This window comes from Paraflavisolibacter caeni (assembly GCF_025628885.1).
Classification (GTDB): Bacteria; Bacteroidota; Bacteroidia; order Chitinophagales; family Chitinophagaceae; genus Flavisolibacter; species Flavisolibacter caeni.
In genome coordinates this window covers 122,290-144,078 of the sequence record NZ_JAOTIF010000002.1, presented here as the reverse complement: position 1 = coordinate 144,078, position 21,789 = coordinate 122,290, and the positions used below count along the sequence as shown (strand labels likewise).

The window sequence follows — 21,789 nt, the reverse complement described above, 5'->3', positions numbered from 1 at the left end:
TAGAAAAATATGGATGTTAAAATACGCAAAGCAGTAAAAGAAGACTGCCCAAGAATGATGGAGTTGGTGCATGAATTAGCCGTTTATGAAAAAGCACCGCATGAAGTAACTATTACCATGGATCATTTTGTAGATAGTGGGTTTGGTGCACACCCTGTTTGGTGGGCTTTTGTGGCCGAAGTAGATGGCATTGTGCAAGGCTTTGCCCTATACTATATACGCTTCAGTACCTGGAAGGGTCAGAGAATGTATCTTGAAGATTTCTATGTAACAGAAAAGATGCGTGGAAAAGGATTAGGAAAACTTCTGTTCGAGCAGCTTTTTGAAGAAGCTAAAAGCCGCTACTTTACGGGTATTGCATGGCAGGTATTGGAATGGAACGAGCCTGCCATCAACTTCTATAAAAAGTATAATCCCAGTTTTGATGGGGAGTGGGTGAACTGTTCGGTGTCCATAACAAATGGAAGGGATGACAAATAATCCAAATATAGAATGACGAATAAGCTCAGGTTGGATAAACCTTTCTTATTCGTCATTTAAATCATTCAACATTTAGCTTACGCCTTCAACGCTTACTTCTTTATTGATCTTCTGAATCAATCCTTGCAGTACTTTACCTGGGCCGGCTTCAGTAAACCTAGAAGCACCATCAGCGATCATCGCCTGAACGCATTGGGTCCACTTAACTGCACCTGTTAATTGATCAATGAGGTTTTGCTTGATTTCATCTTTATCGATCACACCTTTTGCAACCACGTTCTGGTATACAGGACAAGAAGGATTGTGGAAATTGGTGTTTTCGATTGCGTTTTGCAATTCTTTTCTAGCAGGTTCCATCAGTGGGGAATGGAAAGCACCACCTACGGGTAATACTAAAGCTCTTTTAGCTCCAGCTGCTTTTAATTGTTCGCAGGCAACTTCGATGCCTTTGATGCTACCGGAAATAACCAATTGCCCCGGACAGTTATAGTTTGCAGGAACAACTATTTCACCGGTTTGCTCCTGTACCTGGCGGCAAATTTCCTCTACTTTTTCATCAGCCAATCCCAAAACTGCCGCCATGGTAGACGGGTTTTGCTCACAAGCTTTCTGCATGGCCTGAGCCCGCAGGCTTACCAAATGAAGACCGTTTTCAAAGCTAAGGGTACCATTGGCTACCAGGGCGGAAAATTCACCCAGAGAGTGGCCTGCTACCATTTCTGGTCTTGCATTTTCAATACTTTTATAAGCTAAAATAGAATGAAGGAAAATGGCAGGTTGTGTAATTTTTGTTTGCTTCAGGTCTTCTTCTGTACCGGTAAACATCACGTCAGAAATTCGAAAGCCCAATATTTCATTGGCCTGTTCAAAAATCTTTTTTGCAAACGAGCTATTCTCATAAAATGATTTTCCCATTCCAGGAAATTGAGCACCCTGACCAGGGAAAACAAATGCATGCTTCATGTAAAAATGTTTATTAGTTGTTAGTCTGCTTGGTTTATAGGTTCATTAAAGGTTTACCGAATTCAATGTATTATATGAATTTAAAAAGTTTTGTGTTTGGTTTGTTCAACTCATTAAATAATCAAAAACCTAACTCAAACGTGCAGCTATCAGCTTCAAAAATTCGTTTCTGGTAATGCTATTATTCAAAAACTCACCATCGAAAGCCGAGGTTGTCGTAACAGAGTTTTGCTTTTGCACACCACGCATCATCATGCACAGGTGTTTGGCTTCTATAACAACAGCAGCCCCCAGAGGATTCAGGCTTTCCTTTATTGCTTTCAATATTTGGGTGGTCATTCTTTCCTGCACTTGCAGCCGACGGGCATATACATCCACAACCCTGGCCAACTTGCTCAGGCCGGTAATATATCCATTAGGTATATATGCGATATGAGCTTTACCAAAGAATGGCAATAAATGATGTTCGCACATAGAATAAAGCTCGATGTCTTTAACGATCACCATTTCACTTACATCCTCACGAAACTTAGCTGAATCCAAAATAGCTACTCCATCCTGGTGATATCCATGCGTCATGTATTGCATAGCTTTTGCCATGCGTTCCGGAGTTTTGACCAACCCCTCCCGCTCCGGATCTTCACCCAAAAGCTTTAAAATGCTTGAATAGTTTTCAATTAGACCTTCTGTTGCTTCTTTATCAAAACCCTCTTTTTTGTGATAAGCCATTCAATATATGATTTATAAATTACGATTTACTACATTTTACTTTAAGCCGGGTAATCCACAAAGTTCCTTGGTGTTTCATACAGCCTGATAAACAGGTCCAAAGACGGATCGATATGAGGCCTCAAAAGTTCAAAAATAATTATGGCAATATTCTCTGCTGTAGGATTTAACGTTTTGAATTCTTCCGTATCCAGGTTCAGGTTCTTATGATCGAACTTACTGATCACTTTTTCCTGTACCAGGTCGGAGAGTTTCTTCATATCCATCACAAAACCAGTTTCCTTATCTGGCTCGCCCACAACTTTGATCTCTATTTCATAATTATGGCCATGGTAATGTGGCAGGCTGCATTTGCCAAAAGTTGCAGCATTAGCTTCATCGCTCCATTGTTGACGGAACAACCTGTGAGCCGCATTAAAATGCTCCTTCCTGTAAACTGCCACTCTCTTCATAGATTCATTTAGATTTATTCCCCGTAATACTCCACAAAAATTCTTGGCGTTTCATAGAGTTTGATACAGTGAAGATAAACATCCTGTGGTAGATGCTGTTGCAACTGGTTCCAGATACCTATGGCCAGGTTTTCAGTCGAGCACAGCTTTCCATTCATGAAATCAACATCTATATTCAGGTTTCTATGATCCAGCTTTTCAGTAACCTGCTCTTTAATCAGATCGCTTAGTTTTTTAGCATCGTACACAAAGCCTGTTTCAGGATTTGGGTTTCCTTTAATGGTTACGTACAGTTCGTAATTGTGCCCATGCCAGTTATCATTGGCACATTTTCCAAAAACGGCATCATTTTGTTCCCGGCTCCAGTCAGGGTTAAATAATTTATGAGCTGCGTTAAAATGTTCTACACGGGTGACGTACACCATTTCAGGGTGAAATTTGTGCAAAATTAGGCATTTGAGACTTCGAGTTGGAAATATCTGGGCTGATCTGACCTTATTTTTGCGACATGCAAATTCTTCTTAGTGCTGCTACTGAATTTGAAATAGCGCCCTCTAAACAATATTTTGAGGAAAACCCACTGAAAGATCACAAGCTTGATTTTTTAATTACGGGTGCGGGAATCCTACCAGCAGCCTATAGTTTTGCCAAGTATCTTTCAACCAGCAAACCAGACCTGATCATCCAGGCTGGCATTGGCGGCTCATTGGATCCAACCATCCCTCTAGGTGAAACTTTCGCCCTTCTCAGTGATTGTATTGCCGACTCTGGTGTGGAGGAAAATAATTCCTTTAAAACTCTTTTTGATCTTAAGCTAGCGGATGCGAATCGTCAACCCTGGAATCATGGTAAATTGGTAAATCCCTCTTTCCTGCTGCTGGCGAAGACTACGCTTTCACTTGCAGAGGGAATTACTGTCAATGAAATATCGACCAATGTGCAGCGTATTAATTATTATAAAGAAAAATGGAATGCACAGGTAGAGTCGTTAGAAGGAGCTGCCCTACATTATGTAGCTATACAAGAAAAAGTTGCCTTTCTTCAGATCCGTACGATCTCTAACTATATAGGAGAAAGAGATAAGTCCAAATGGATGCTTGAAGGAGCCATTTCTAATTTGAATAAAGAATTGCAACGGATCTTGCCAATGATTGAAATGAGTAATTTATCAGCCATCGGAGGACAAATTCTTTAAAACCAAAAAACTATGAAACTACGCTTAGGATTCTCTCCCTGTCCCAATGATACATTCATTTTTGATGCATTGGTCAATCACAAGATCGATACGGATGGTCTTGAGTTCGAGGTATACCTGGAAGATGTAGAAACTCTCAATCAATGGGCTATTGAAGGCCGGCTCGATGCTACCAAGCTAAGTTTTCCTGCGCTGTTCCGCAACGTTTCACAGTACACCATATTATCATCCGGTTCTGCATTAGGCAAAGGTGTTGGTCCGCTCCTGATCTCAAAAGAGGAAGTAGAAACAAAAGAAGTGTCCAATTTAAGCATTGCTATTCCTGGTGAAAACACTACAGCCAACTTCCTCCTCAGCTTTGCTTTTCCTCAAGCGCAAAATAGAACACCTACTTTATTTTCTTCTATCGAAGATTCGGTGCTGCAAGGTAAAACTGACCTGGGCCTAATCATACATGAAAACCGTTTTACATATCAACAAAAAGGTCTGAATAAAGTATTAGACCTAGGAGCATACTGGGAAAGCAAAACAGGCTTGCCTATTCCCCTCGGCTGCATTGCAGTGAAAAGAAGCATTCATCCAGTTATTCAACAAAAGCTGGATGTATTGATCCGCAAGAGCCTAGAGTACGCTTTTAGCCATTACCCTGAAATATCGGCATATGTAGAAACGCATGCACAGGCAATGGATAAAAGTGTCATGCGTCAACATATAGATCTTTATGTAAATAACTTTTCACTTCAATTAGGAGAAGAAGGGGAAGCAGCAATCACGCAACTTTATAAGGTGTATATGGGGCAATGGGAAGGAAAACTGTTTTTGGGATAACGAATAATTCGAATGACGAATTTAGGAAAGGGGCTTTCATTTAGAGGCGTTCATTTCATCATCGAAGATTAAAAATTAAAGAAGGGAAAAGTTATTTGAATAAAGTTGCTACGGTTTTTTGGTAGATATCTTTTACTATTTCATTGCGGTATTGCTTATTGCGGTAAGAAGAGATCCAGCGCATGCCGGTAATAGCATTAGTAACAAAGACTTCGTCTGCTTCTAATAAAAACTGCTCACTGATTTCCCTTTGGTGTACAGTAATTCCAATATCTTTTAATTGCTCGACCAAATAGCGTCTCATCACACCATTGACACAACCCTGGTGCAATGCGGGTGTATAAACCTCATTATGATGCACCAGAAAAACATTTGCTTTTGAACCATCACAAATATTATTTTCTGTGTTCAGCACCAGGCATTCATCAACAGCTTTTTCTTTTGCATAGAGTCCAGCCAATATATAAATCAAATAATTTGCTGTTTTAAGATTTCCTAATGCATCGCAACTCTTTCGTGCGAAAGGGTAAAGTTCTAAACTCCATCCTTTTTCATTCAGCAGGTTTGCATCAGGGGGCAATGGTATTGTTTCTATTACGAATTCTGCAATGTTATCATCATTTCTAAACACAGCTAACCTGACTCTAGCGGCCTGCAGCAGATCATTTGCTTTACATAAACCGATTATTGTTTCCAGCAGGAATTCCCTTGTAAAACCTACAGGCTGACTTATTTGCAGCATGTGCATGCCTAGCCACAAGCGGTCAAAATGGAAAGCAGAAAGGACCGGTTGCCCATTAAGCACTTTCAATGTTTCAAATAAACCATCCCCATAACGAAAACTTCTATTCTGGGCTAGAAACAGTGGAGCATCAGACGGGTAAAGTTTACCATTAAAAGAAACAAAAACCATAAAGAGTTTATCATTTATAGTTTATGTGGAGAGGTTGCAGCAATGATGGTTCAACCCCAAAACTATAATTTCTTTGAGATTACTTTTGTTCTACGATACCGGCTTTTACAGCATACATGATCAAGCCGGCAAGAGATTTAGCGCCGGTCTTTGTTTTTAATTTATCACGGATCGCTTCAACCGTGCGCGGACTCAGTTCAACAGCTTCAGCGATTTCCTTTGTGCTCTTTTCCTCGCACATCAGCTTTAAAATTGAGGTTTCCTTTTCGTTCAAGTGAATTTCAGAACTGGTCACTTGTGGTTCCGGTTCCCGTTTACTGCGCAAATCTTTAAGGAGCGCTTTATTCGTGAGGTCGTTGAAATAAAATTCATCATCAAAACAGGTCCGGATGGCCTGATAGATTGTTTCCGAATCAGAATCTTTAGTAAGATAGGAATTAGCACCAATTTCCATCATTTTAGTGATCATGGAGTGGTCGTTGTGCATTGTAAGCATGATCACCTTTATCTCTGGATCGATTTTTTTGATCTCTGGTAATGTGGTAATGCCATCCATTATAGGCATGGAGATATCTAGCAAAATCACATCAGGCTTCATGTGTTTCAGCAGGTTCAACAATTGCATGCCATTTTCAGCCTCCCCGATCATTTGTATGTCCTTGCGGCCAAACAAGGAAGTTTTTACGCCTGTACGGAAAAGCGCATGATCGTCAGTAATGATAACTTTTATGGGAGTATCAAGATTCTTCATAGCAGAAATTTTATAACACGAACTTATCAACTGCAAAATTGCGAATAAGCATTTGTATTTTACTCAGTAAAATTCTGAATTAACAACTGAGCTTTTACAGAATTTATCACTGCATAAAATCACCGACCAGCAGCAGATAATTACTATCAATAATCGTATAAATACGTTTTCTTTTAATAAACCGGTTTGTTTAGCTCTAACAATTCTTAAGATCAAGCCATTTACACTCTTTCAGCGACTATATATGCCTTAGCATCTCCAAGGACAAATTTCCGCTTTCTGGGTGTGCTGAATACCTCTCTCAGCTCAAAGCCACCTTTTTTCAACAAAGTCTGAAGCTCAGAAATGGTAAATATATAATCAATGCCGTTGATTACTTCTAAGGTTGTTCCCCCAGGTGAAACGATGAAACTTTCAGCCTCGATCCGAGTTGGATTAAATAGATATTTATTTTCAGTTAAATATTTATAGCCACCTTCTACATTGATCCATGTTCTTTCCTGGAAGTACTTGATGGCAATTTCCCCGATTGTCCAAGTATTAATAATAAAGATTGCACCTACAGGCAGTGCTGCAGACAAGTTTTTCAATAATTGCAATGCAGCTTCTTCATCAAAGAAAGCAAAGCTGTTACCCATGCAAATGGCGGCGTCAAAGCTTCTTTCAAAAACGGTATTAGCGACGTCGGCTTCGCGGCACTCTATTGATAAACCACCATCTTTTACTTTGCCATTAATTTCTGCAATATAGTCGGATGAATTATCTAAGGCTGTCACCTTATATCCGCGGTTTGCCAGCTCCAGGGTATGCCTTCCATAACCACACATCAAATCCAAAACATGATTTCCTTTTTCAAGGTTACATATATCCTCAATAAAATCCACCTCTGCCTCTGTAAGGCCTTTGGGGATCAGTTTCCGCCAAATTTCCTTATAAATCCCACCAAAGAAAATATCATTAATATTCTGTTTCATTATTCAAGATTTGGGAATTGAACCCAGTAGGTACATGAATTGAAATTTAAAATTCTATATTCTTATACTTCATCAATCAATTTATTTCTTAATGCATACATTACCAGGCCAGCAATTGTTTTAGCGCCCACTTTCTCCTTCATTTTCTGGCGAATGGTTTCTATTGTGCGAGGGCTAAGGAATACTTCTTTAGAGATTTCCTCAGTAGTCTTATCCAGGGCTATATGTTTGAGAATATTCAGTTCCTTTTCATTGAACTTGACCGGCATCGGGTAAAACTGACGTACAGTTCTTTTGTGCTGTAATTTTAATAATACCGCTTTATTTACCAAGTCGTTGAAATAAAAGTCATCATTCATGCAGGTCAAGATGGCTTTATAGATTTCATCAGGATCTGTAGTTTTAGACAGATAGGCATTTGCACCCATTTCCATCATTTTGGTGATCATCTCCTGTTGATCGTACATTGTCAGCACAACGATCTTGATCCCTTCAAACTCTTTCCGAATCAGGCTAATAGCATTGGTGCCATCTAATTTTGGCATCCTTATATCCATCAGCAACACATCCGGCTGTTTGATTCTCAGCTTGTGCAACAGGTCTTTACCATCTTCCGCCTCCCATAGCATTTTAAGATAATCTTTATCTTTTAAAGCCATTTTCAATCCATCGCGAAAAATTTTATGATCATCCGCGATAGCCACTTTTATTTGATTGACATTCATGCAGTCAGATTGGAATTAAAAGTTTAAAGCTGAACATTTAAATGGCAACAAATTTAAATGTTTTTAAGCAGCGAAATCTTCTGTACAGATAAAAGATAACATCTCCAAAGGAAATCAAAAGTGTACAATCTCAAAATTCCTTTAACCATCACCCATCGTATTTTTACGAACCATACATTTTCTTTTTAAAATCAGCCTACAGCATTTCTACTTTTTTTAAACTAAATTATTTTTATAGTATAATGTATGTTGTTTTCAATATCATTCTTTTGAAACGGATGTTTTAACATTGATAATTAACCATATTGACATATCAACATCTTTAAATCTATTCTAAAAATATAGCTTCATTCACTCGCCAGCTTTCAGAGCCGCAAATCTAACATAGTATTTTTACTATTTTCAAAAAGAGTTTTTACTCTTTTACAATACGCGGTTTTACGCAATTCAATCCTCAAACATTTAACTGGCACAGATTTGAGTTCCCTCTAAGTGTTTTCACTGATCATGCTTCCTGTTGGTAAAGGAAAGCGGGTGAATAAAATTTACACTATCAAATAACTAAAACTTACGAAAATGGTACGCAACAAAACTTTTAGAAATGTTCCACCTGATTTCGATATTGCAGGTGAAGTAACTTGGTGGGAGCTCTAAAAAAATAATGTAAGAGCATTTCAGGTTTTCTATATTTGGCAAAATAATACAACTATAGAAAACCTTTTTATTTATACAGCTATTTTCTCTGAACTTTTACCTATTTGTCTTTTATTTTTTCATTTCAAAAAAGTGAAAAAGGAAAGATCTCTTCAAGTGCTGCTTATTTATTCACTATTTTTTTTCCTTAGTGAGTTAATAGATGTATATGAATTAATTCCATCTTCTGATAAAAAGATTTACTTCTATAGCTTCGTTACTGTTTTTGAATATGCTCTTTTTAGCTATTTTATTTTTCTAAATGTAACAAGTAATACTATTAAAAGAATTATTCTTTTTTCTATTATAGGATTTAGTTTATACCAGTTTATTTTTACTTATTTTACACCGAACTTGAAATTCGATTCTGTATCCATTGGAATAGAAACGATCCTCATCCTTTTTTTCTCCTTCTATTTTCTTTACGAGCAGATCAACAAGCCAGAGATTGCATTTCTTTATAATACATATCATTTCTGGATCATTACAGGTTTCATCATTTACTTGTCGGGGTCATTTTTTATCTACCTTTTTGCAGGTTATATACCTCGTAAAGATTTAAGATCATTTTGGCTTATTATTAATATTTTCTCAATTCTTAAAAATATCTTCTTTTCTATTGGTATACTTGTATTTGTTTTGCAACTTGAATCTAAAAAAACTAAATTTAAACGCTTTCATCATAATCTTACCCGGCAAGCCTAATGTTTTTACTGCAATCAACTAATACAGCTTCTATTCAGTTCTTTATACTTCTTGGCACACTGGGTATGATATTGGTAGTTGGCTGCCTAGTAGGGTTTGTTATTTTCCACCAGAGAAAGGTTATCCGCTACCAGTTGAAAATGAAAGCAATGGAGGAGGAACAACAGAGGATCCTTTTAAGTGCATCAGTACATTCTCAGGAAGAAGAAAGACAACGCATTGCAGCAGACCTGCATGATGATGCTGGTCCTTTACTAGCTACAGCCCGTCTTTACCTGAGTGAGAACCTAGTCAACATGGATAAGTCGACCCAACTTCAGTCAATTTTCCAAGTACGTCAAATTCTAGATGATACCATTCAGCTAATCCGGAATATTAGCCATAGCCTGATGCCTCCGACCTTAAAGAACTTTGGTTTAGAGTCGGCTGTAAACGACTTATTTCAAAAAATCAGTGCTTCTGGGAGTATTAGTGCAACCAGCCGGTTCCATGATTATAAAGAGCGCATGAAGTCTGAAAAGGAATTAAATATATTCCGTGTCATACAGGAATTGGTCAATAATATTTTAAAACACAGCAATGCCAGCTTTATTCACCTGATACAAAATGTTCAAGGGGACAGGTTTGTGATCAGGATTCACCACGATGGCAGAGGGCTAGCACAAGCTGATTTTGAAAGATTAAACAGAAGCACAACAGGTTTAGGTTTGAAAAACATTAGCAGTCGCATACAGGTTGCCAACGGTCGCATTGCGTTTGACAAAGACACCCACCAATCTTATTATAAAATAACCATTGAAGTTCCAGTTGATGATCCACTAGGATTTTTAAAACAATTGTAGCTTCAGAGCTTAACTTATGGAAGTAATTAAAGTAGCGATAGCAGACGACCATAAAATTTTCAGAAAAGGAGTTATACTTTCATTACGGCCGTATACAAACATAAAATTTGTATTAGAAGCCGATAATGGAGATGAATTATTGGCAGGACTCCCTTCCGCTGAGCCGGATGTCGTTTTAATGGATCTGCGTATGCCTCAAAAAGATGGTATTGAGACCACTAAAATTTTAAGTACACAATATCCTCATATCCACGTTCTGGTATTGAGCATGTATGAAGACGAGCGGTTTGTTTATCATATGATGGAAAACGGGGCTCATGGGTATTTGCTGAAGAATGCCGAACCACAGGAGCTACGCCGGGCTATTATGGATGTATATGAAAAGGGATATTACCTCAACAACTTTGTGAATAAAATACTGCTCAAGCGGTCACATGCTAGACAGAAGGTAGTTCCCTCCTTAAATAATGAAATCACTCTTAATGATAAGGAAAGAGACGTATTGAAACTCATTTGCCTTGAGTTTACAGCCCAGGAAATAGCCCAAAAAATGGATATCAGTCCCCGCACAGTGGAAGCTATCAAGAACCGCCTGATGGAGCGTTTTGGCAGTAAAAACACGGCAGGATTGGTGTTCTTTGCAGTAAAGAATAATTTAGTAGACTAAGCCGTTTGTTCTTTAGAAGATTAGTGGTTGATGAAGAGGCTACATTCAATTTTCTGAGTATTCAGAGTTTCATCTCCGGAATATCACCACGGATGATCAGCTTACCAGCAGTTTTGGTCTTTATTTCTTCAACACTGACTCCAGGTGCTCTTTCGATCAGCTCAAAACCGTTTGGGGTAATATCTAAGACTGCAAGTTCAGTCACTACTTTTTTGACACAGCTCACACCTGTAAGGGGTAATGTACATTGGGGCAACAGTTTGGACTCTCCTTTAGGGTTGGTATGCATCATGGCTACAATAATGTTTTTAGCGCTAGCCACAAGATCCATTGCACCTCCCATACCTTTAACCATTTTACCGGGAATTTTCCAGTTGGCAATATCTCCATTTTCACTTACTTCCATCGCTCCTAAAACCGTTAAGTCTACTTTGCCCGCCCGGATCATTCCAAAACTTTCTGCACTGTCGAAAAAAGCTCCGCCGGGTAAAAGAGTTACCGTTTCTTTACCGGCGTTAATTAAATCTGCATCTATTTCTTCTTCTGTAGGGTAAGGTCCCATACCCAGCATCCCATTTTCGCTCTGAAGCATTATGGAAACACCTTCAGGAATGTAGTTTGAAACGAGTGTAGGGATGCCAATTCCAAGATTTACATACATTCCATCCTGGAGTTCCTGTGCTATTCGTTTAGCAATTCCATATTTATCTAAAGCCATAAGAATTTAAGATTTACAATTTACTATTTCTCAAATACCCATTTACATTGTTTCATTTCATTTACTCATTTGTACTGTTCGCCGTTCTATTCTTTTTTCATAATTGCGGCCCTGGAAGATGCGTTGCACATAAATACCAGCTACATGAATATGATCGGGGTCCAGTTCGCTGGGCTCAACCAGATGCTCTACTTCGGCAATGGTTATATTACCAGCCTTAGCCATGGGAACAGAAAAGTTGCGGGTTGTTTTTCTAAATACAAGATTGCCATATTTATCGCCTTTCCATGCTTTTACCAAGGCAAAGTCAGCAAGTAAAGCAGTTTCCATGAGGTACATTTTACCATTAAATTCCCTTACCTCTTTACCTTCCGCGACTTCAGTACCGTAACCAGCCGGTGTAAAAAAAGCGGGAATTCCCATGCCTGCCATTTGAATACGAGTGGCTAAAGTGCCCTGAGGCATCAACTCCACCTCTAATTCGCCGTGGAGTAGTTGCCTTTCGAATTCGGCATTTTCACCAACATAGGAACTCATCATCTTCCGGATCTGGCGGGTGAGCAGCAACAACCCTAAGCCAAAGCCATCAACTCCGGCATTATTTGAAATGCAGGTTAGATCTTTGACACCTTTTTCCACAAGGGCTTTAATACAATTTTCGGGAATGCCACAAAGTCCAAATCCTCCTAACATTAATACTGAGCCATCCTTTACATCGTGCATTGCATCCAATGCGTTCTTGTAAACCTTGTTCATGTACTAAATTTATGGCTTATTTACAAAGGTGTAAAGAGGGGCATATAATTTTTATTGCAGTTTAGATAGTAAGTTTTTACACAGGCTTTTCTTTTTTCAGCGCTCTGAGTTTTTCGATAGGCGGCAGTATTCTAGATTTGACCGAATCGAGCCGTCTATTCGTTGTATCCCGTTTTACAGTGTCTGTAGTTACTTTTTGAGGTTTGACAACAATAGTAGCAGTATCTCTCAGAGCCATTTGCTGTAATGAGTCTAACACGATTTTAAGCAAATCGGGATGAGATTCGTAAAATTGAATGTTTTTGCGAAATGTTCCCTGCGACATTTTATGAGTAGCCAGAACTGTGCTATAGAGTTCCATTCGTTTAGCAGGCCTCCGCATCACGGTATCCAGGCTATATGAAGCAAGCCCATCTGCCTGCAACATATCCCACATTATGTATTGCATTTCCTGAGGAGGTAAAATTCCTTTGGGGATTTCGGGGCCAGCATTACAACCAATGATTAAAAATAAAAAAGCTAATATTAAGATTCTACTCATTTGATTTCTTTATAAGCTGCAGCATTGGTAACGTCCAGTTTACTTAAATACTCTCGCGCCTGGGCTTTAACATTGGCATCGCCTTTACTGAAGATGTTTACTAATTCGGTGCTTTTTCCCTGGAAAAACATTTGAACTGACATCAAATTGGGATTGTTTTGATTTAAGGTATTCAAAGTTTTTAAGGCATTTAAAACACCAGTTCTTGCAGAATCTTCTTTTTCATAAAACTTGTCCAGCCCCTGGCGATAATACGAATAGACTGCTTCATGAATAAGGTTGAATCGATTATCTGTAAAGTTTTCAGTTAGGCGGAAACGGTTGCGCATGCCATCAAAGGGTTTCCAGCCGGAAATCTCCCTGGCCTCAGGAGCATTATTAACGATGTTGAAAGCTTTCTGAAAAAAGGGATCGCCGCCGCGTGGTGAAAAGGAGTCATAATCCAATCCTAAAATAATGTTCGCATAATAAGCCAAAACTGCGGTCAGGTTTGCCACTATGGGATCGGCACCCTGTATGCGGTTTTCGTTGAATTCTATTGGCTGGAACTCGATATATTTAAAAACCAGGTCATTATCCTGAAAATTTAGTATAGGTGACTGGTAGATTGTGTTGTAGATTGGCCGAGCAGCCTGTACTGTCAAGGAAGCTTTATAGACGTTATCGCTAAGAACCTGATCGATGTTAATCAAAAAATTACATTGAATCTTTTCCTGGGGCAAGAAATTTTCAGAAGTCCATTTCCTGTTGTTCAAAAAATTAGAAAGTGCGGATTGGAGTGTTAGAAACACTTTCTTATCTACCTGTGTACCTACTTTAGTTGATACCACAGTTAGCCTAGCCTGCAACTCCTGAGAGAAACTGCTATTTACCAATACACACAATAAAAAAAAGAGAATGATCTTCTTCATCTGAAATATTTTCATTTTTCAAATTGGCCAGATGGAATGAACCATTTCAATTATAGAATCAACAATATCTTTCGCTACTAACTCTTTAGATTTAGTGGGATAGGTCATTTTTTCGCCCCCCTTTTTAAAGAGTGTAATTTTATTTGTATCCTTTCCAAAGCCAGCCCCTTCGTCTTTAAGAGAATTCAAAATAATCATGTCTGCATTTTTCTCTTCCAATTTCTTTAAGGCGTATTGCTCTTCGTCAACGGTTTCCAGGGCAAAACCAACCAGTATTTGTTTATCAGTTTTCAAATTCCCAAGGCTAGCGAGTATATCTTTCGTTTTCTTTAGCTTTATCTCCAATTCACTACTGCTTTTTTTAATTTTCTCTTCAGCCTTTTGCAAAGGTGTATAATCTGCAACAGCAGCAGACATTATAGCAATATCATAATCCTGAGCATGTTTCATGCACTGATTGTACATTTCTTCGGCGGCCGTTACTTTTATCAACTGGATGTTTTGCGAATTAGGCTTCAGGGAAACAGGGCCTGAAATCAAAACGACTTCAGCTCCACGGTTTGCCAGCTCTTCTGCCAGCGCATATCCCATTTTACCTGAAGAATGGTTGCCAATAAAACGTACCGGATCGATCGCTTCGTATGTAGGCCCGGCAGTTACTAAGGCCTTTTTACCTTTTAACTGCATTTTTTGCTGAAAAAAGCTGCTCATGAACTGAATAATCGTTTCAGGTTCAGCCATTCTCCCCTCTCCTGTTAACCCGCTAGCGAGCTCTCCATGCTCGACCGGGAGCAACAGGCAACCGTCATTTTCCAAGGTTTGCAGGTTCCTGCGGGTGGAGGGGTGATGCCACATATCCTCATCCATTGCCGGAGCAATCATTACAGGGCAGGTTGCAGACAAGTAAACTGCCATCAGTAAGCTGTCACAAAGGCCTTGAGCCATCTTGCCCAATGTATTGCAACTAAGTGGCGCCATGAGAAAAAGGTCAGCCCAACGCCCCAAAAAAACATGGTTTTCCCAGGCATCTTCGTTAAAAAGATCAATCAAAACCTTGTTTTTGGAAAGTGTAGATAATGTTAACGGAGAAACGAAGTCCTTTGCTGCAGGTGTCATTATTACTTTTACCTCTGCGCCAGCCTTGATCAGTTGACGTACAATCAATATACTTTTATATGCAGCAATACTACCTGTTATGCCAATTATTATCTTCTTTCCTTTTAACATTGTTTTGGTTTAAAAGCTTGCCCTAAGCCTATAATTAAAAAAGAACACCAAATAAACAATAGTTTATTTGGTGTTGCTAAAATTAATATAAACTGATATAATTCAACCAGTTACAATTTATTGGAACAGGTCCTCTTCACCTTTACGGAAGTGGATCTTTTCTTCAAAAAACTCCTGGGTTGCTAATAATGCAGGGTTTGGCATACGTTCATAAGCCTTAGAAATTTCTATTTGCTCTTTATTTTCATGAACTTCTTCAAGGCTATCTGTATGGGTAGCAAACTCTTCGAGTTTATTGTGTAATTCTTCTTTGATGGTGATGTTTATCTGGTTAGCCCTTTTTGCAATAATGGAAATTGATTCATATAAATTCCCTGTTCTTTCCTTCAGGTCATTCAAATTACGTGTTTCTACATTATTGGTAGTGCTAGTACTAAGTTGTCTTCTTAGACGGCTCATTTGTAATGTTTTTAATATTTGATTGGGTCAAAGTTAAATAATTCTCTACTTGCTTCACTAAAGGACTTTGAGGGAAGCGGTCCATAAAGTCGTTACACTCCTCAATTACCTTTTCGAAGCGCTCTACTTTCTTTTCTTCTACACTCAGTTCAGCAAAGCGATAATAAGACTTCACTGTCATCAGTTTATATTCATCGCCTTTAGGAGAATCCGGATAGGAGTTCAGTAACGAGCTGAAAGAAACGGCAGCGGCCCTAAACTGACCAATATCGAAGTACAACTGGGCAGCGCTGAAGTCCTTGGTTTCCAGCTTATTACGACATATTTCCATAATGTCTGCAGCTTGTTTGTTGCGCTCTGAGCCTGGATGGGTGTTGATAAAAGTTTGCATCATGCCTATCACCTTCAAAGTATTTGTCTGGTCCAGTGAAGGTTTTGGAGATTGCATATAAAAGGCATATGCACGCATGAACTCGATTTCTTCTGCCCTGGAGCTATTTGGAAACGCTTCCAGATAGGTTTTAAAGAGGTTCTCAGCGTTTAAATAATCGTGCTGGTTATAAGCGGTATAGGCATATTTATAATAAATATCCTCGAATTCCGGGCGGCCTTTAAAGAAAGGGATCACATCTTCGTAAAGCTGTTGGGCATAAGTATACTTCTTTTTAGCATAGTATTGCTCAGCCATTCTCAGCTTATACTCCGGATCCTTACTTTTTAAAACCTTGTTGATCCCCTGACAGCTAACCAAAAACAGCGAGATAAAGGCAATTAATAAAAAGCGCATAAAAGTTTGCAAAATTAATCAGTTGGAGCAAAATTTCTATAATTCTTTCAATTTTCTAAAAGTTTTGAGTTAATGTTTATCCAAGAAATAAAAAACCCTCCATTTTGGAGGGTTTTTTATTTCATATAATCTAAATTATTGTTTTCTCAGATTTGGGTGAGGAGCAGGAACGTTGTTTGGACCTTGCTCACCGGAAGCTGCAGCACGCAGATCAACAGTGTTGCAATCTCCACCTTCCATACCGTATTGGAAGATCAGGCGGTCGCCGCTGATACCTTCTTTTTCTACCAGATGGTTGATCACAGCATTTACGCGATCCCAGCTTCTTTGTTGTTCAGATTTAGTAGAAGCGCAGTAACCTACTACAACAATACGACATTCAGGATTGTTGCGAAGGCGGCTAGCTACACTAGCGAGCAGGCTTTTTGCATCTTCTGTCAGGCGAACTGAGTTACCAGTGAAAGTAACACTTGGTAAAGCACCCAAAGCAGTAGCGCATGCATTAGAATCAATTCTTCCGCAACCTTCTGGACAAGGACATTTACCAACACCATCAGCATCAACAGGCTGACAAACAGTTGGAGTCACCAATTCTTTATCGCGAGCATCAGGAACACCGTCACCGTCTGTATCGCGGCTTACACCGTGAGAATCAACAGGAACACCCTGAGGAGTTTGTTCCAAGTCAAACTGGTCAGTTACGCCATCACCATCAGCATCAGGTAAAACAGGTTTTGGTAAACGCATCAGGCGAGGATTGCGGATTTCGCTGTAAGCATAATCCAAAGGATTAACCCACCACAAAGGCTCAATAGATTTAGAACCGATGTTGTAGTTAAGGCCAAGAGATAAGAAGTTGTAAGTATCGTAGTCTTGGGTAAGAACAGGAGTTGTTGGAGAGCTGCTTTGCTCAGACCAGCGCTGACCGTCCAATAAATCGTCTTTAGTAATTGAGAAGCGATCTTCCAGAGCCAGGTTGAAGCGGTTGTTCAGTTTGAAAGCAACCCCTGCACCAACATGTCCTACAGGCTTAAATGTGCTGCCGAACAGTTTTGGACGAGTGTCGCCATGGTTTTCTGCAGAAGATTCATAAGAATCGTCTAACAGATCTTTAATAGCGTTTTTAGTATCTTTTCTGTTTTCATAAACACCACCGGAAACACCACTGAAGTTATAAGGGGTACTTCCGTTCAATGCGTTCACTTTCGCATCGTAGATCATACCGCCAATACCAAAGATACCATAAAGGTTGAATCCAGTTTTAGCTTTGTGAAAACGGATATTGTTCAGGGTTATGAGACCTTCTAAAGACAGGTCCTGAATGTTTGTTTTGTAATTGTAATAAATATCACCTGTATAGCCAGCTGCTATCCAAGGATCATTGCTACTGTAGTTGCCTGAAGGTCTCCAGTTCAAACCTTTAGCATTAGCATACATATATTCTAAACGCATTGAGAATACATAACCCATTGCTTTACGAACATGGACTCCGAATCCGCCATCAAATTTAGTGGATACGTCACCGCTAATATTGAACATACCACCTTTGATACCTATTTCCCATTGGTTTCTTGGTTTTGCGGGGAAGTTATATGTACCGTTTAAAAACTCGGTGTGCTGAGGCATTCTTTTGTCGGGGACAATAGAAGAATCTGAGGCTGAGTAACCACCTCCCGCTTCCTGCGAGAAGCCGTACGTAGCCAATAGGCATAAAATGCCCAGAAGAAAAGAGTACTTTTTGCTTGCCATAACTTTTGATTGATTTTTGAAAAACAATGTCCTAATCAGAGGCAAAAATAAATATTGACGTACAATTACCAAATTTTTAAAATTATTACTGACAAGGTTACACGTAAATCAAAGATATAATAAAAATCCTGCCAAGTCAATTATTACACTTCAGGTTGTTTTAATTAAAGTCAGTTGTAACTTGCTCCCAGAATTTACGAATGGAATTACCAGTTAAATTAATAGAAAAAGAATTGGCCATCTTTGAGCATAAATTTAAAGATGCAGTCAACAGCAATGTTCCCTTGTTAGATCGTGTAATGCGCTACGTTGTAAAGCGTAAAGGGAAACAGATGCGGCCTATGTTTGTATTTCTGGCCGCTAAATTATCAGGTCAAGTTAACGATTCTACCTATAGAGCAGCTTCATTAGTAGAGCTATTGCATACAGCTACTTTAGTGCATGACGATGTGGTGGACGATTCTTTGGAACGCAGGGGTTTCTTTTCTGTGTATGCTTTGTGGAAAAATAAAGTTTCCGTGTTAGTAGGCGATTACCTGCTTGCCAAGGGATTGTTGCTTTCATTGGACAATAATGACTTTCGCATACTGCAGCTATTATCTAACGCTGTTCGCCAAATGAGTGAAGGGGAATTGCTGCAAATGGAAAAGTCAAGATCATTGAATTTGGATGAAGATGTCTATTTTGATATTATCCGCAATAAAACTGCGTCTTTATTAGCTGCAGCCTGCGCTGCTGGCACATGGTCATCGACACAGGATGAAGAGCAAACGGAGAAAATGAGGGAATTTGGCGAAAAGGTGGGCATTGCTTTTCAAATGAAGGACGACCTTTTTGATTATACTGCTCAAGACATTGGTAAACCAACCGGTAATGATATTAAAGAAAAGAAGCTCACTTTACCGCTCATATATACTTTAAATACCATTGATAAGAAGACGCGCCGGGAGTTGATTTACATTATAAAGAATGAGAATACCCGGAAGGCCAAAGTTGATTATGTGGTTGATGTGGTTATCAAAAGCGGAGGTATTTCTTACACAATTGATAAAATGAACGCATATAAGCAGCAAGCTTTGCAAATATTGCATACATTTCCACCTTCAGAAATCAGGGACGGTTTTGAAGACCTGGTCAATTTCGTTACGGATCGTAAATATTAATCATGAGCAAGCAAAAAAGATGGAGGGTTAGTGGCGCTGAAAAGGAAAAGGTTGATGCTCTTTACCAGGCATTGAAGATACACCCTGTTTTGTGTAATCTCCTTGTGCAGAGGGGTATTGAAACTTTTGGCCAGGCTAAAAAGTTCTTTAGACCACAGTTGAGTGATTTGCATGATCCATGGCTCATGAAGGACATGGACAAGGCTGTTGACCGCATCTTGCAGGCTTTCGCTAACGAAGAAAAAATACTTGTATTCGGAGACTATGATGTTGACGGCACCACATCTGTTGCGTGCATGTACCAATTCATCAAAAAGTTTTATTCCCATACAGAATTTTATATTCCCCACCGCTATAAGGAAGGTTATGGCATTAGCAAGGCCGGTGTGGACTTTGCATTTGAGCAGGATTATACATTAATTATCTCGCTGGACTGCGGCATTAAATCAGTGGACCTCATCCAATATGCCAAAGAACTAGGCATTGATTTTATTGTTTGCGACCATCACCTACCGGATGAAATTCTGCCCGAAGCGGTGGCTATTCTGAATCCCAAACAACTAAACTGTCCATATCCCTATAAGGATCTTTGTGGCTGTGGCGTAGGTTTTAAGCTTATTTCGGCCCTCTGTCAAAAAATGGGGCTACCCCAGGAGGAAGCCTTCCATTTTCTTGACCTTGTAGCAACTGCAATTGCGGCGGATATTGTCCCTATTACCGGAGAGAACCGGGTTTTAGCTTATTATGGCTTACAAAAGGCGAATGACAACCCGAATTTTGGTATAAAGGCGTTGAGTATCCTGAGTGGTTTTTTAAAGACTATCCAGATCCAAAACCTTGTATTTATCATTGCTCCTAGGGTAAATGCTGCCGGCAGAATGGATGATGCCCGGAAAGCGGTGCAAATGTTTGTAGCAGAAAGCCTGGATGAGGCTATGCAATGGGCAGAAGCACTTCATGTGGATAACAGCCACCGCAAAGAGGCTGATAGCAGCATCACTGAAGAAGCCCTTACTCTTATTGAGAGCGATGCTTTGTTGGTTAACCGCAAAAGTACCGTTCTATTTCAACCACACTGGCATAAAGGGGTGGTTGGCATTGTGGCTTCACGGTTAATAGATTATTATTACCGGCCTACGATTATCCTTACCCAGTCCGGGGATTATGTATCCGGCTCTGCCAGGAGCGTTGCCGGATTCAATGTTTACGAAGCTGTCCACCAGTGTAAAGACCTGCTTTTAGGCTATGGCGGCCACTTTTATGCAGCCGGCATGACGCTGGAACTCGATAAAGTAGATGCCTTCTGTCAAAAATTTGAAGAGGTAGTTCAGGCCTCCATACACCCTGAATTGCTGATCCCGGAAATTGTCATTGATGCAGAAATCAAGTTTAGTGACATCCGGCAGCCCTTTTATGATATTCTTTGCCAGATGGAGCCATTTGGGCCAGATAATGTACGTCCCACCTTTGTGGCCAGATATATATATAATACCGGCTATAGTAAAGTGGTCAAAGAATCCCACCTCCGTTTTGTTGTCAAACAGGACAACATCACTTTTACAGGCATTGGTTTTGGCATGGCCGACAAAATGCCCCTACTCTTAACAGGAAACCCTGTTGATATTGTTTTTAAAATAGATGAGAACGACTGGAATGGCGAGAAGAACCTGCAACTTAAGGTTCTGGATATCAGGGAAACGCCGGAAGATGATGAGAATGATGTCTAAGCTTGGGGTTGGGGGAGTAAAAATCTGTTTCGTGCTTCAGGTATGCTGTAAGTATGCTTCAGGTGTGCTTCCGGTATGCTTCAGCTATCCAGAAGGTATGAGTGGGTTAGATAAGGGGATAGTAGGGCGTAGGTATATGGTAGATACGGGGTTGATCCGGAGTAGTATAGGAGTGGTCGAGGAGTATATAGGGAGGATGTAGTTAGGATGTACGGCTAATGTTTACTATAACTCTACTATATGTTTACTATAACTTTACGGTAAGTTTCCTATAAGATTACTATAAGGTAAATGAGTGGAATGACGATTGGGGGAGAAAATATGGTAGATGAGAGATGATAGAGGGTTTATTGGGATATGGTAAAGGGTTTATTGTTGCCAATCTAGGGTTAAAATCACAAATAAAATATTACATATACTCGTTTCCTATTACCTTTGCGCTCCAATTTTTATTTTTTAACAAAATACGCAGGGAAATGAACAATTATGAATTGATGGTGATTTTTACCCCTGTTCTGAGCGATGACGAGTTTAAAAATGCTCAGAAAAAGTACACAAGCCTGGTTACCGAAAACGGTGGTCAGATTGTGGCTGAAAATCCTTGGGGATTAAAATCACTGGCGTATCCCATCCAGAAAAAAACCACTGGTTTGTACTGGGTTGTGGAATTTACTGCGCCATCCGACTTCAATGAGAAGCTGAAAATACAGCTTCTGCGTGACGAATCTGTATTGCGTCACTTGGCTACAAAACTCGATAAATACGCCGTTGAGTACAATGCAAAGAAGAGAAGTGGCGTACCTACAGGAACTGAAAAAGCTACGGAGGTTTAAT

At 39.5% G+C, this 21,789-nt stretch carries 24 protein-coding genes; 8 read left to right on the top strand and 16 right to left on the bottom strand.

The window, feature by feature from the left end:
• Positions 1–9 precede the first annotated feature (9 nt).
• Positions 10–480, top strand: a complete 471-nt coding sequence (locus tag OCK74_RS04705; protein WP_279295848.1) for a GNAT family N-acetyltransferase — start codon at positions 10–12, stop codon at positions 478–480.
• A 72-nt stretch (positions 481–552) separates the two neighbouring features.
• Here the strand turns inward: OCK74_RS04705 and fabD are convergent, their stop codons facing one another.
• From fabD to OCK74_RS04685, 4 genes are all read right to left on the bottom strand, one after another.
• Positions 553–1,443: an ACP S-malonyltransferase gene (gene fabD / locus OCK74_RS04700; protein WP_279295847.1), complete on the bottom strand. Its 891-nt coding sequence runs from the start codon at positions 1,441–1,443 to the stop codon at positions 553–555.
• Between the two features lie 129 nt (positions 1,444–1,572).
• Positions 1,573–2,172 (bottom strand): GTP cyclohydrolase I FolE, encoded by a 600-nt coding sequence (folE, locus tag OCK74_RS04695; protein ID WP_279295846.1) that lies wholly within the window; start codon positions 2,170–2,172, stop codon positions 1,573–1,575.
• A gap of 41 nt (positions 2,173–2,213) precedes the next feature.
• Entirely contained in the window at positions 2,214–2,624 is a 411-nt protein-coding gene (locus OCK74_RS04690) for a 6-pyruvoyl trahydropterin synthase family protein (protein WP_279295845.1), read from the bottom strand.
• 14 nt (positions 2,625–2,638) lie between these two features.
• Entirely contained in the window at positions 2,639–3,049 is a 411-nt protein-coding gene (locus tag OCK74_RS04685; RefSeq protein ID WP_279296222.1) for a 6-pyruvoyl trahydropterin synthase family protein, read from the bottom strand.
• An 83-nt stretch (positions 3,050–3,132) separates the two neighbouring features.
• On the opposite strand from OCK74_RS04685, the gene mqnB reads away from it, so the two are divergent.
• Entirely contained in the window at positions 3,133–3,819 is a 687-nt protein-coding gene (mqnB, locus tag OCK74_RS04680) for a futalosine hydrolase (RefSeq protein WP_279295844.1), read from the top strand.
• A gap of 12 nt (positions 3,820–3,831) precedes the next feature.
• Positions 3,832–4,647, top strand: a complete 816-nt coding sequence (locus tag OCK74_RS04675; RefSeq protein ID WP_279295843.1) for a 1,4-dihydroxy-6-naphtoate synthase — start codon at positions 3,832–3,834, stop codon at positions 4,645–4,647.
• Positions 4,648–4,738: 91 nt separating this feature from the next.
• Here the strand turns inward: OCK74_RS04675 and OCK74_RS04670 are convergent, their stop codons facing one another.
• The 4 genes from OCK74_RS04670 to OCK74_RS04655 form a co-directional block, all read right to left on the bottom strand.
• Positions 4,739–5,560: an aminotransferase class IV gene (locus OCK74_RS04670; protein WP_279295842.1), complete on the bottom strand. Its 822-nt coding sequence runs from the start codon at positions 5,558–5,560 to the stop codon at positions 4,739–4,741.
• 79 nt (positions 5,561–5,639) lie between these two features.
• On the bottom strand, positions 5,640–6,311 hold the full coding sequence (locus OCK74_RS04665) for a response regulator transcription factor (protein WP_279295841.1): 672 nt from the start codon (positions 6,309–6,311) through the stop codon (positions 5,640–5,642).
• Between the two features lie 221 nt (positions 6,312–6,532).
• Entirely contained in the window at positions 6,533–7,285 is a 753-nt protein-coding gene (locus OCK74_RS04660) for a class I SAM-dependent methyltransferase (protein WP_279295840.1), read from the bottom strand.
• Positions 7,286–7,347: 62 nt separating this feature from the next.
• Entirely contained in the window at positions 7,348–8,010 is a 663-nt protein-coding gene (locus OCK74_RS04655; protein WP_279295839.1) for a response regulator, read from the bottom strand.
• Between the two features lie 1,397 nt (positions 8,011–9,407).
• Here OCK74_RS04655 and OCK74_RS04650 point away from each other — a divergent pair.
• A complete protein-coding gene (locus OCK74_RS04650; protein ID WP_279295838.1) occupies positions 9,408–10,250 on the top strand; it encodes a sensor histidine kinase in 843 nt (280 codons plus the stop codon).
• 16 nt (positions 10,251–10,266) lie between these two features.
• Positions 10,267–10,917, top strand: coding sequence for a response regulator (locus OCK74_RS04645; RefSeq protein ID WP_279295837.1), 651 nt, complete (start codon positions 10,267–10,269; stop codon positions 10,915–10,917).
• A 61-nt stretch (positions 10,918–10,978) separates the two neighbouring features.
• On the opposite strand, the gene OCK74_RS04640 is transcribed toward OCK74_RS04645, so the two are convergent.
• The 8 genes from OCK74_RS04640 to OCK74_RS04605 form a co-directional block, all read right to left on the bottom strand.
• Positions 10,979–11,635, bottom strand: a complete 657-nt coding sequence (locus OCK74_RS04640; RefSeq protein WP_279295836.1) for a CoA transferase subunit B — start codon at positions 11,633–11,635, stop codon at positions 10,979–10,981.
• A 57-nt stretch (positions 11,636–11,692) separates the two neighbouring features.
• On the bottom strand, positions 11,693–12,391 hold the full coding sequence (locus OCK74_RS04635; RefSeq protein ID WP_279295835.1) for a CoA transferase subunit A: 699 nt from the start codon (positions 12,389–12,391) through the stop codon (positions 11,693–11,695).
• A 76-nt stretch (positions 12,392–12,467) separates the two neighbouring features.
• Entirely contained in the window at positions 12,468–12,932 is a 465-nt protein-coding gene (locus OCK74_RS04630) for a DUF4296 domain-containing protein (RefSeq protein ID WP_279295834.1), read from the bottom strand.
• Positions 12,929–13,843, bottom strand: a complete 915-nt coding sequence (gene porD / locus OCK74_RS04625) for a type IX secretion system protein PorD (RefSeq protein ID WP_279295833.1) — start codon at positions 13,841–13,843, stop codon at positions 12,929–12,931. The genes OCK74_RS04630 and porD overlap by 4 nt, the downstream gene beginning before the upstream one ends.
• Before the next feature lie 18 nt (positions 13,844–13,861).
• Positions 13,862–15,070, bottom strand: coding sequence for a bifunctional phosphopantothenoylcysteine decarboxylase/phosphopantothenate--cysteine ligase CoaBC (coaBC, locus tag OCK74_RS04620; RefSeq protein ID WP_279295832.1), 1,209 nt, complete (start codon positions 15,068–15,070; stop codon positions 13,862–13,864).
• Positions 15,071–15,187: 117 nt separating this feature from the next.
• Positions 15,188–15,529: a DNA-directed RNA polymerase subunit omega gene (locus OCK74_RS04615; RefSeq protein ID WP_279295831.1), complete on the bottom strand. Its 342-nt coding sequence runs from the start codon at positions 15,527–15,529 to the stop codon at positions 15,188–15,190.
• Entirely contained in the window at positions 15,504–16,316 is an 813-nt protein-coding gene (locus tag OCK74_RS04610) for an outer membrane protein assembly factor BamD (protein WP_279295830.1), read from the bottom strand. Before OCK74_RS04610 ends, OCK74_RS04615 begins: the two co-directional genes overlap by 26 nt.
• 135 nt (positions 16,317–16,451) lie before the next feature.
• Entirely contained in the window at positions 16,452–18,065 is a 1,614-nt protein-coding gene (locus OCK74_RS04605; RefSeq protein ID WP_279295829.1) for an OmpA family protein, read from the bottom strand.
• A 200-nt stretch (positions 18,066–18,265) separates the two neighbouring features.
• On the opposite strand from OCK74_RS04605, the gene OCK74_RS04600 reads away from it, so the two are divergent.
• The 3 genes from OCK74_RS04600 (at position 18,266) to rpsF (ending at position 21,788) form a co-directional block, all read left to right on the top strand.
• On the top strand, positions 18,266–19,228 hold the full coding sequence (locus OCK74_RS04600) for a polyprenyl synthetase family protein (RefSeq protein WP_279295828.1): 963 nt from the start codon (positions 18,266–18,268) through the stop codon (positions 19,226–19,228).
• 2 nt (positions 19,229–19,230) lie between these two features.
• On the top strand, positions 19,231–20,955 hold the full coding sequence (gene recJ / locus OCK74_RS04595; protein ID WP_279295827.1) for a single-stranded-DNA-specific exonuclease RecJ: 1,725 nt from the start codon (positions 19,231–19,233) through the stop codon (positions 20,953–20,955).
• A 476-nt stretch (positions 20,956–21,431) separates the two neighbouring features.
• The gene (rpsF, locus tag OCK74_RS04590) at positions 21,432–21,788 is read left to right on the top strand and encodes a 30S ribosomal protein S6 (protein WP_279295826.1); all 357 of its coding nucleotides are present in this window, start codon (positions 21,432–21,434) and stop codon (positions 21,786–21,788) included.
• Position 21,789: the final 1 nt, after the last annotated feature.

Bases quoted from the DNA above. Each gene is read 5' to 3' on its own strand.
- OCK74_RS04705 (WP_279295848.1), top strand. From the start codon at position 10: ATGGATGTTAAAATACGCAAAGCAGTAAAAGAAGACTGCCCAAGAATG.
- fabD (WP_279295847.1), bottom strand. From the start codon at position 1,443: ATGAAGCATGCATTTGTTTTCCCTGGTCAGGGTGCTCAATTTCCTGGA.
- folE (WP_279295846.1), bottom strand. From the start codon at position 2,172: ATGGCTTATCACAAAAAAGAGGGTTTTGATAAAGAAGCAACAGAAGGT.
- OCK74_RS04690 (WP_279295845.1), bottom strand. From the start codon at position 2,624: ATGAAGAGAGTGGCAGTTTACAGGAAGGAGCATTTTAATGCGGCTCAC.
- OCK74_RS04685 (WP_279296222.1), bottom strand. From the start codon at position 3,049: ATGGTGTACGTCACCCGTGTAGAACATTTTAACGCAGCTCATAAATTA.
- mqnB (WP_279295844.1), top strand. From the start codon at position 3,133: ATGCAAATTCTTCTTAGTGCTGCTACTGAATTTGAAATAGCGCCCTCT.
- OCK74_RS04675 (WP_279295843.1), top strand. From the start codon at position 3,832: ATGAAACTACGCTTAGGATTCTCTCCCTGTCCCAATGATACATTCATT.
- OCK74_RS04670 (WP_279295842.1), bottom strand. From the start codon at position 5,560: ATGGTTTTTGTTTCTTTTAATGGTAAACTTTACCCGTCTGATGCTCCA.
- OCK74_RS04665 (WP_279295841.1), bottom strand. From the start codon at position 6,311: ATGAAGAATCTTGATACTCCCATAAAAGTTATCATTACTGACGATCAT.
- OCK74_RS04660 (WP_279295840.1), bottom strand. From the start codon at position 7,285: ATGAAACAGAATATTAATGATATTTTCTTTGGTGGGATTTATAAGGAA.
- OCK74_RS04655 (WP_279295839.1), bottom strand. From the start codon at position 8,010: ATGAATGTCAATCAAATAAAAGTGGCTATCGCGGATGATCATAAAATT.
- OCK74_RS04650 (WP_279295838.1), top strand. From the start codon at position 9,408: ATGTTTTTACTGCAATCAACTAATACAGCTTCTATTCAGTTCTTTATA.
- OCK74_RS04645 (WP_279295837.1), top strand. From the start codon at position 10,267: ATGGAAGTAATTAAAGTAGCGATAGCAGACGACCATAAAATTTTCAGA.
- OCK74_RS04640 (WP_279295836.1), bottom strand. From the start codon at position 11,635: ATGGCTTTAGATAAATATGGAATTGCTAAACGAATAGCACAGGAACTC.
- OCK74_RS04635 (WP_279295835.1), bottom strand. From the start codon at position 12,391: ATGAACAAGGTTTACAAGAACGCATTGGATGCAATGCACGATGTAAAG.
- OCK74_RS04630 (WP_279295834.1), bottom strand. From the start codon at position 12,932: ATGAGTAGAATCTTAATATTAGCTTTTTTATTTTTAATCATTGGTTGT.
- porD (WP_279295833.1), bottom strand. From the start codon at position 13,843: ATGAAGAAGATCATTCTCTTTTTTTTATTGTGTGTATTGGTAAATAGC.
- coaBC (WP_279295832.1), bottom strand. From the start codon at position 15,070: ATGTTAAAAGGAAAGAAGATAATAATTGGCATAACAGGTAGTATTGCT.
- OCK74_RS04615 (WP_279295831.1), bottom strand. From the start codon at position 15,529: ATGAGCCGTCTAAGAAGACAACTTAGTACTAGCACTACCAATAATGTA.
- OCK74_RS04610 (WP_279295830.1), bottom strand. From the start codon at position 16,316: ATGCGCTTTTTATTAATTGCCTTTATCTCGCTGTTTTTGGTTAGCTGT.
- OCK74_RS04605 (WP_279295829.1), bottom strand. From the start codon at position 18,065: ATGGCAAGCAAAAAGTACTCTTTTCTTCTGGGCATTTTATGCCTATTG.
- OCK74_RS04600 (WP_279295828.1), top strand. From the start codon at position 18,266: ATGGAATTACCAGTTAAATTAATAGAAAAAGAATTGGCCATCTTTGAG.
- recJ (WP_279295827.1), top strand. From the start codon at position 19,231: ATGAGCAAGCAAAAAAGATGGAGGGTTAGTGGCGCTGAAAAGGAAAAG.
- rpsF (WP_279295826.1), top strand. From the start codon at position 21,432: ATGAACAATTATGAATTGATGGTGATTTTTACCCCTGTTCTGAGCGAT.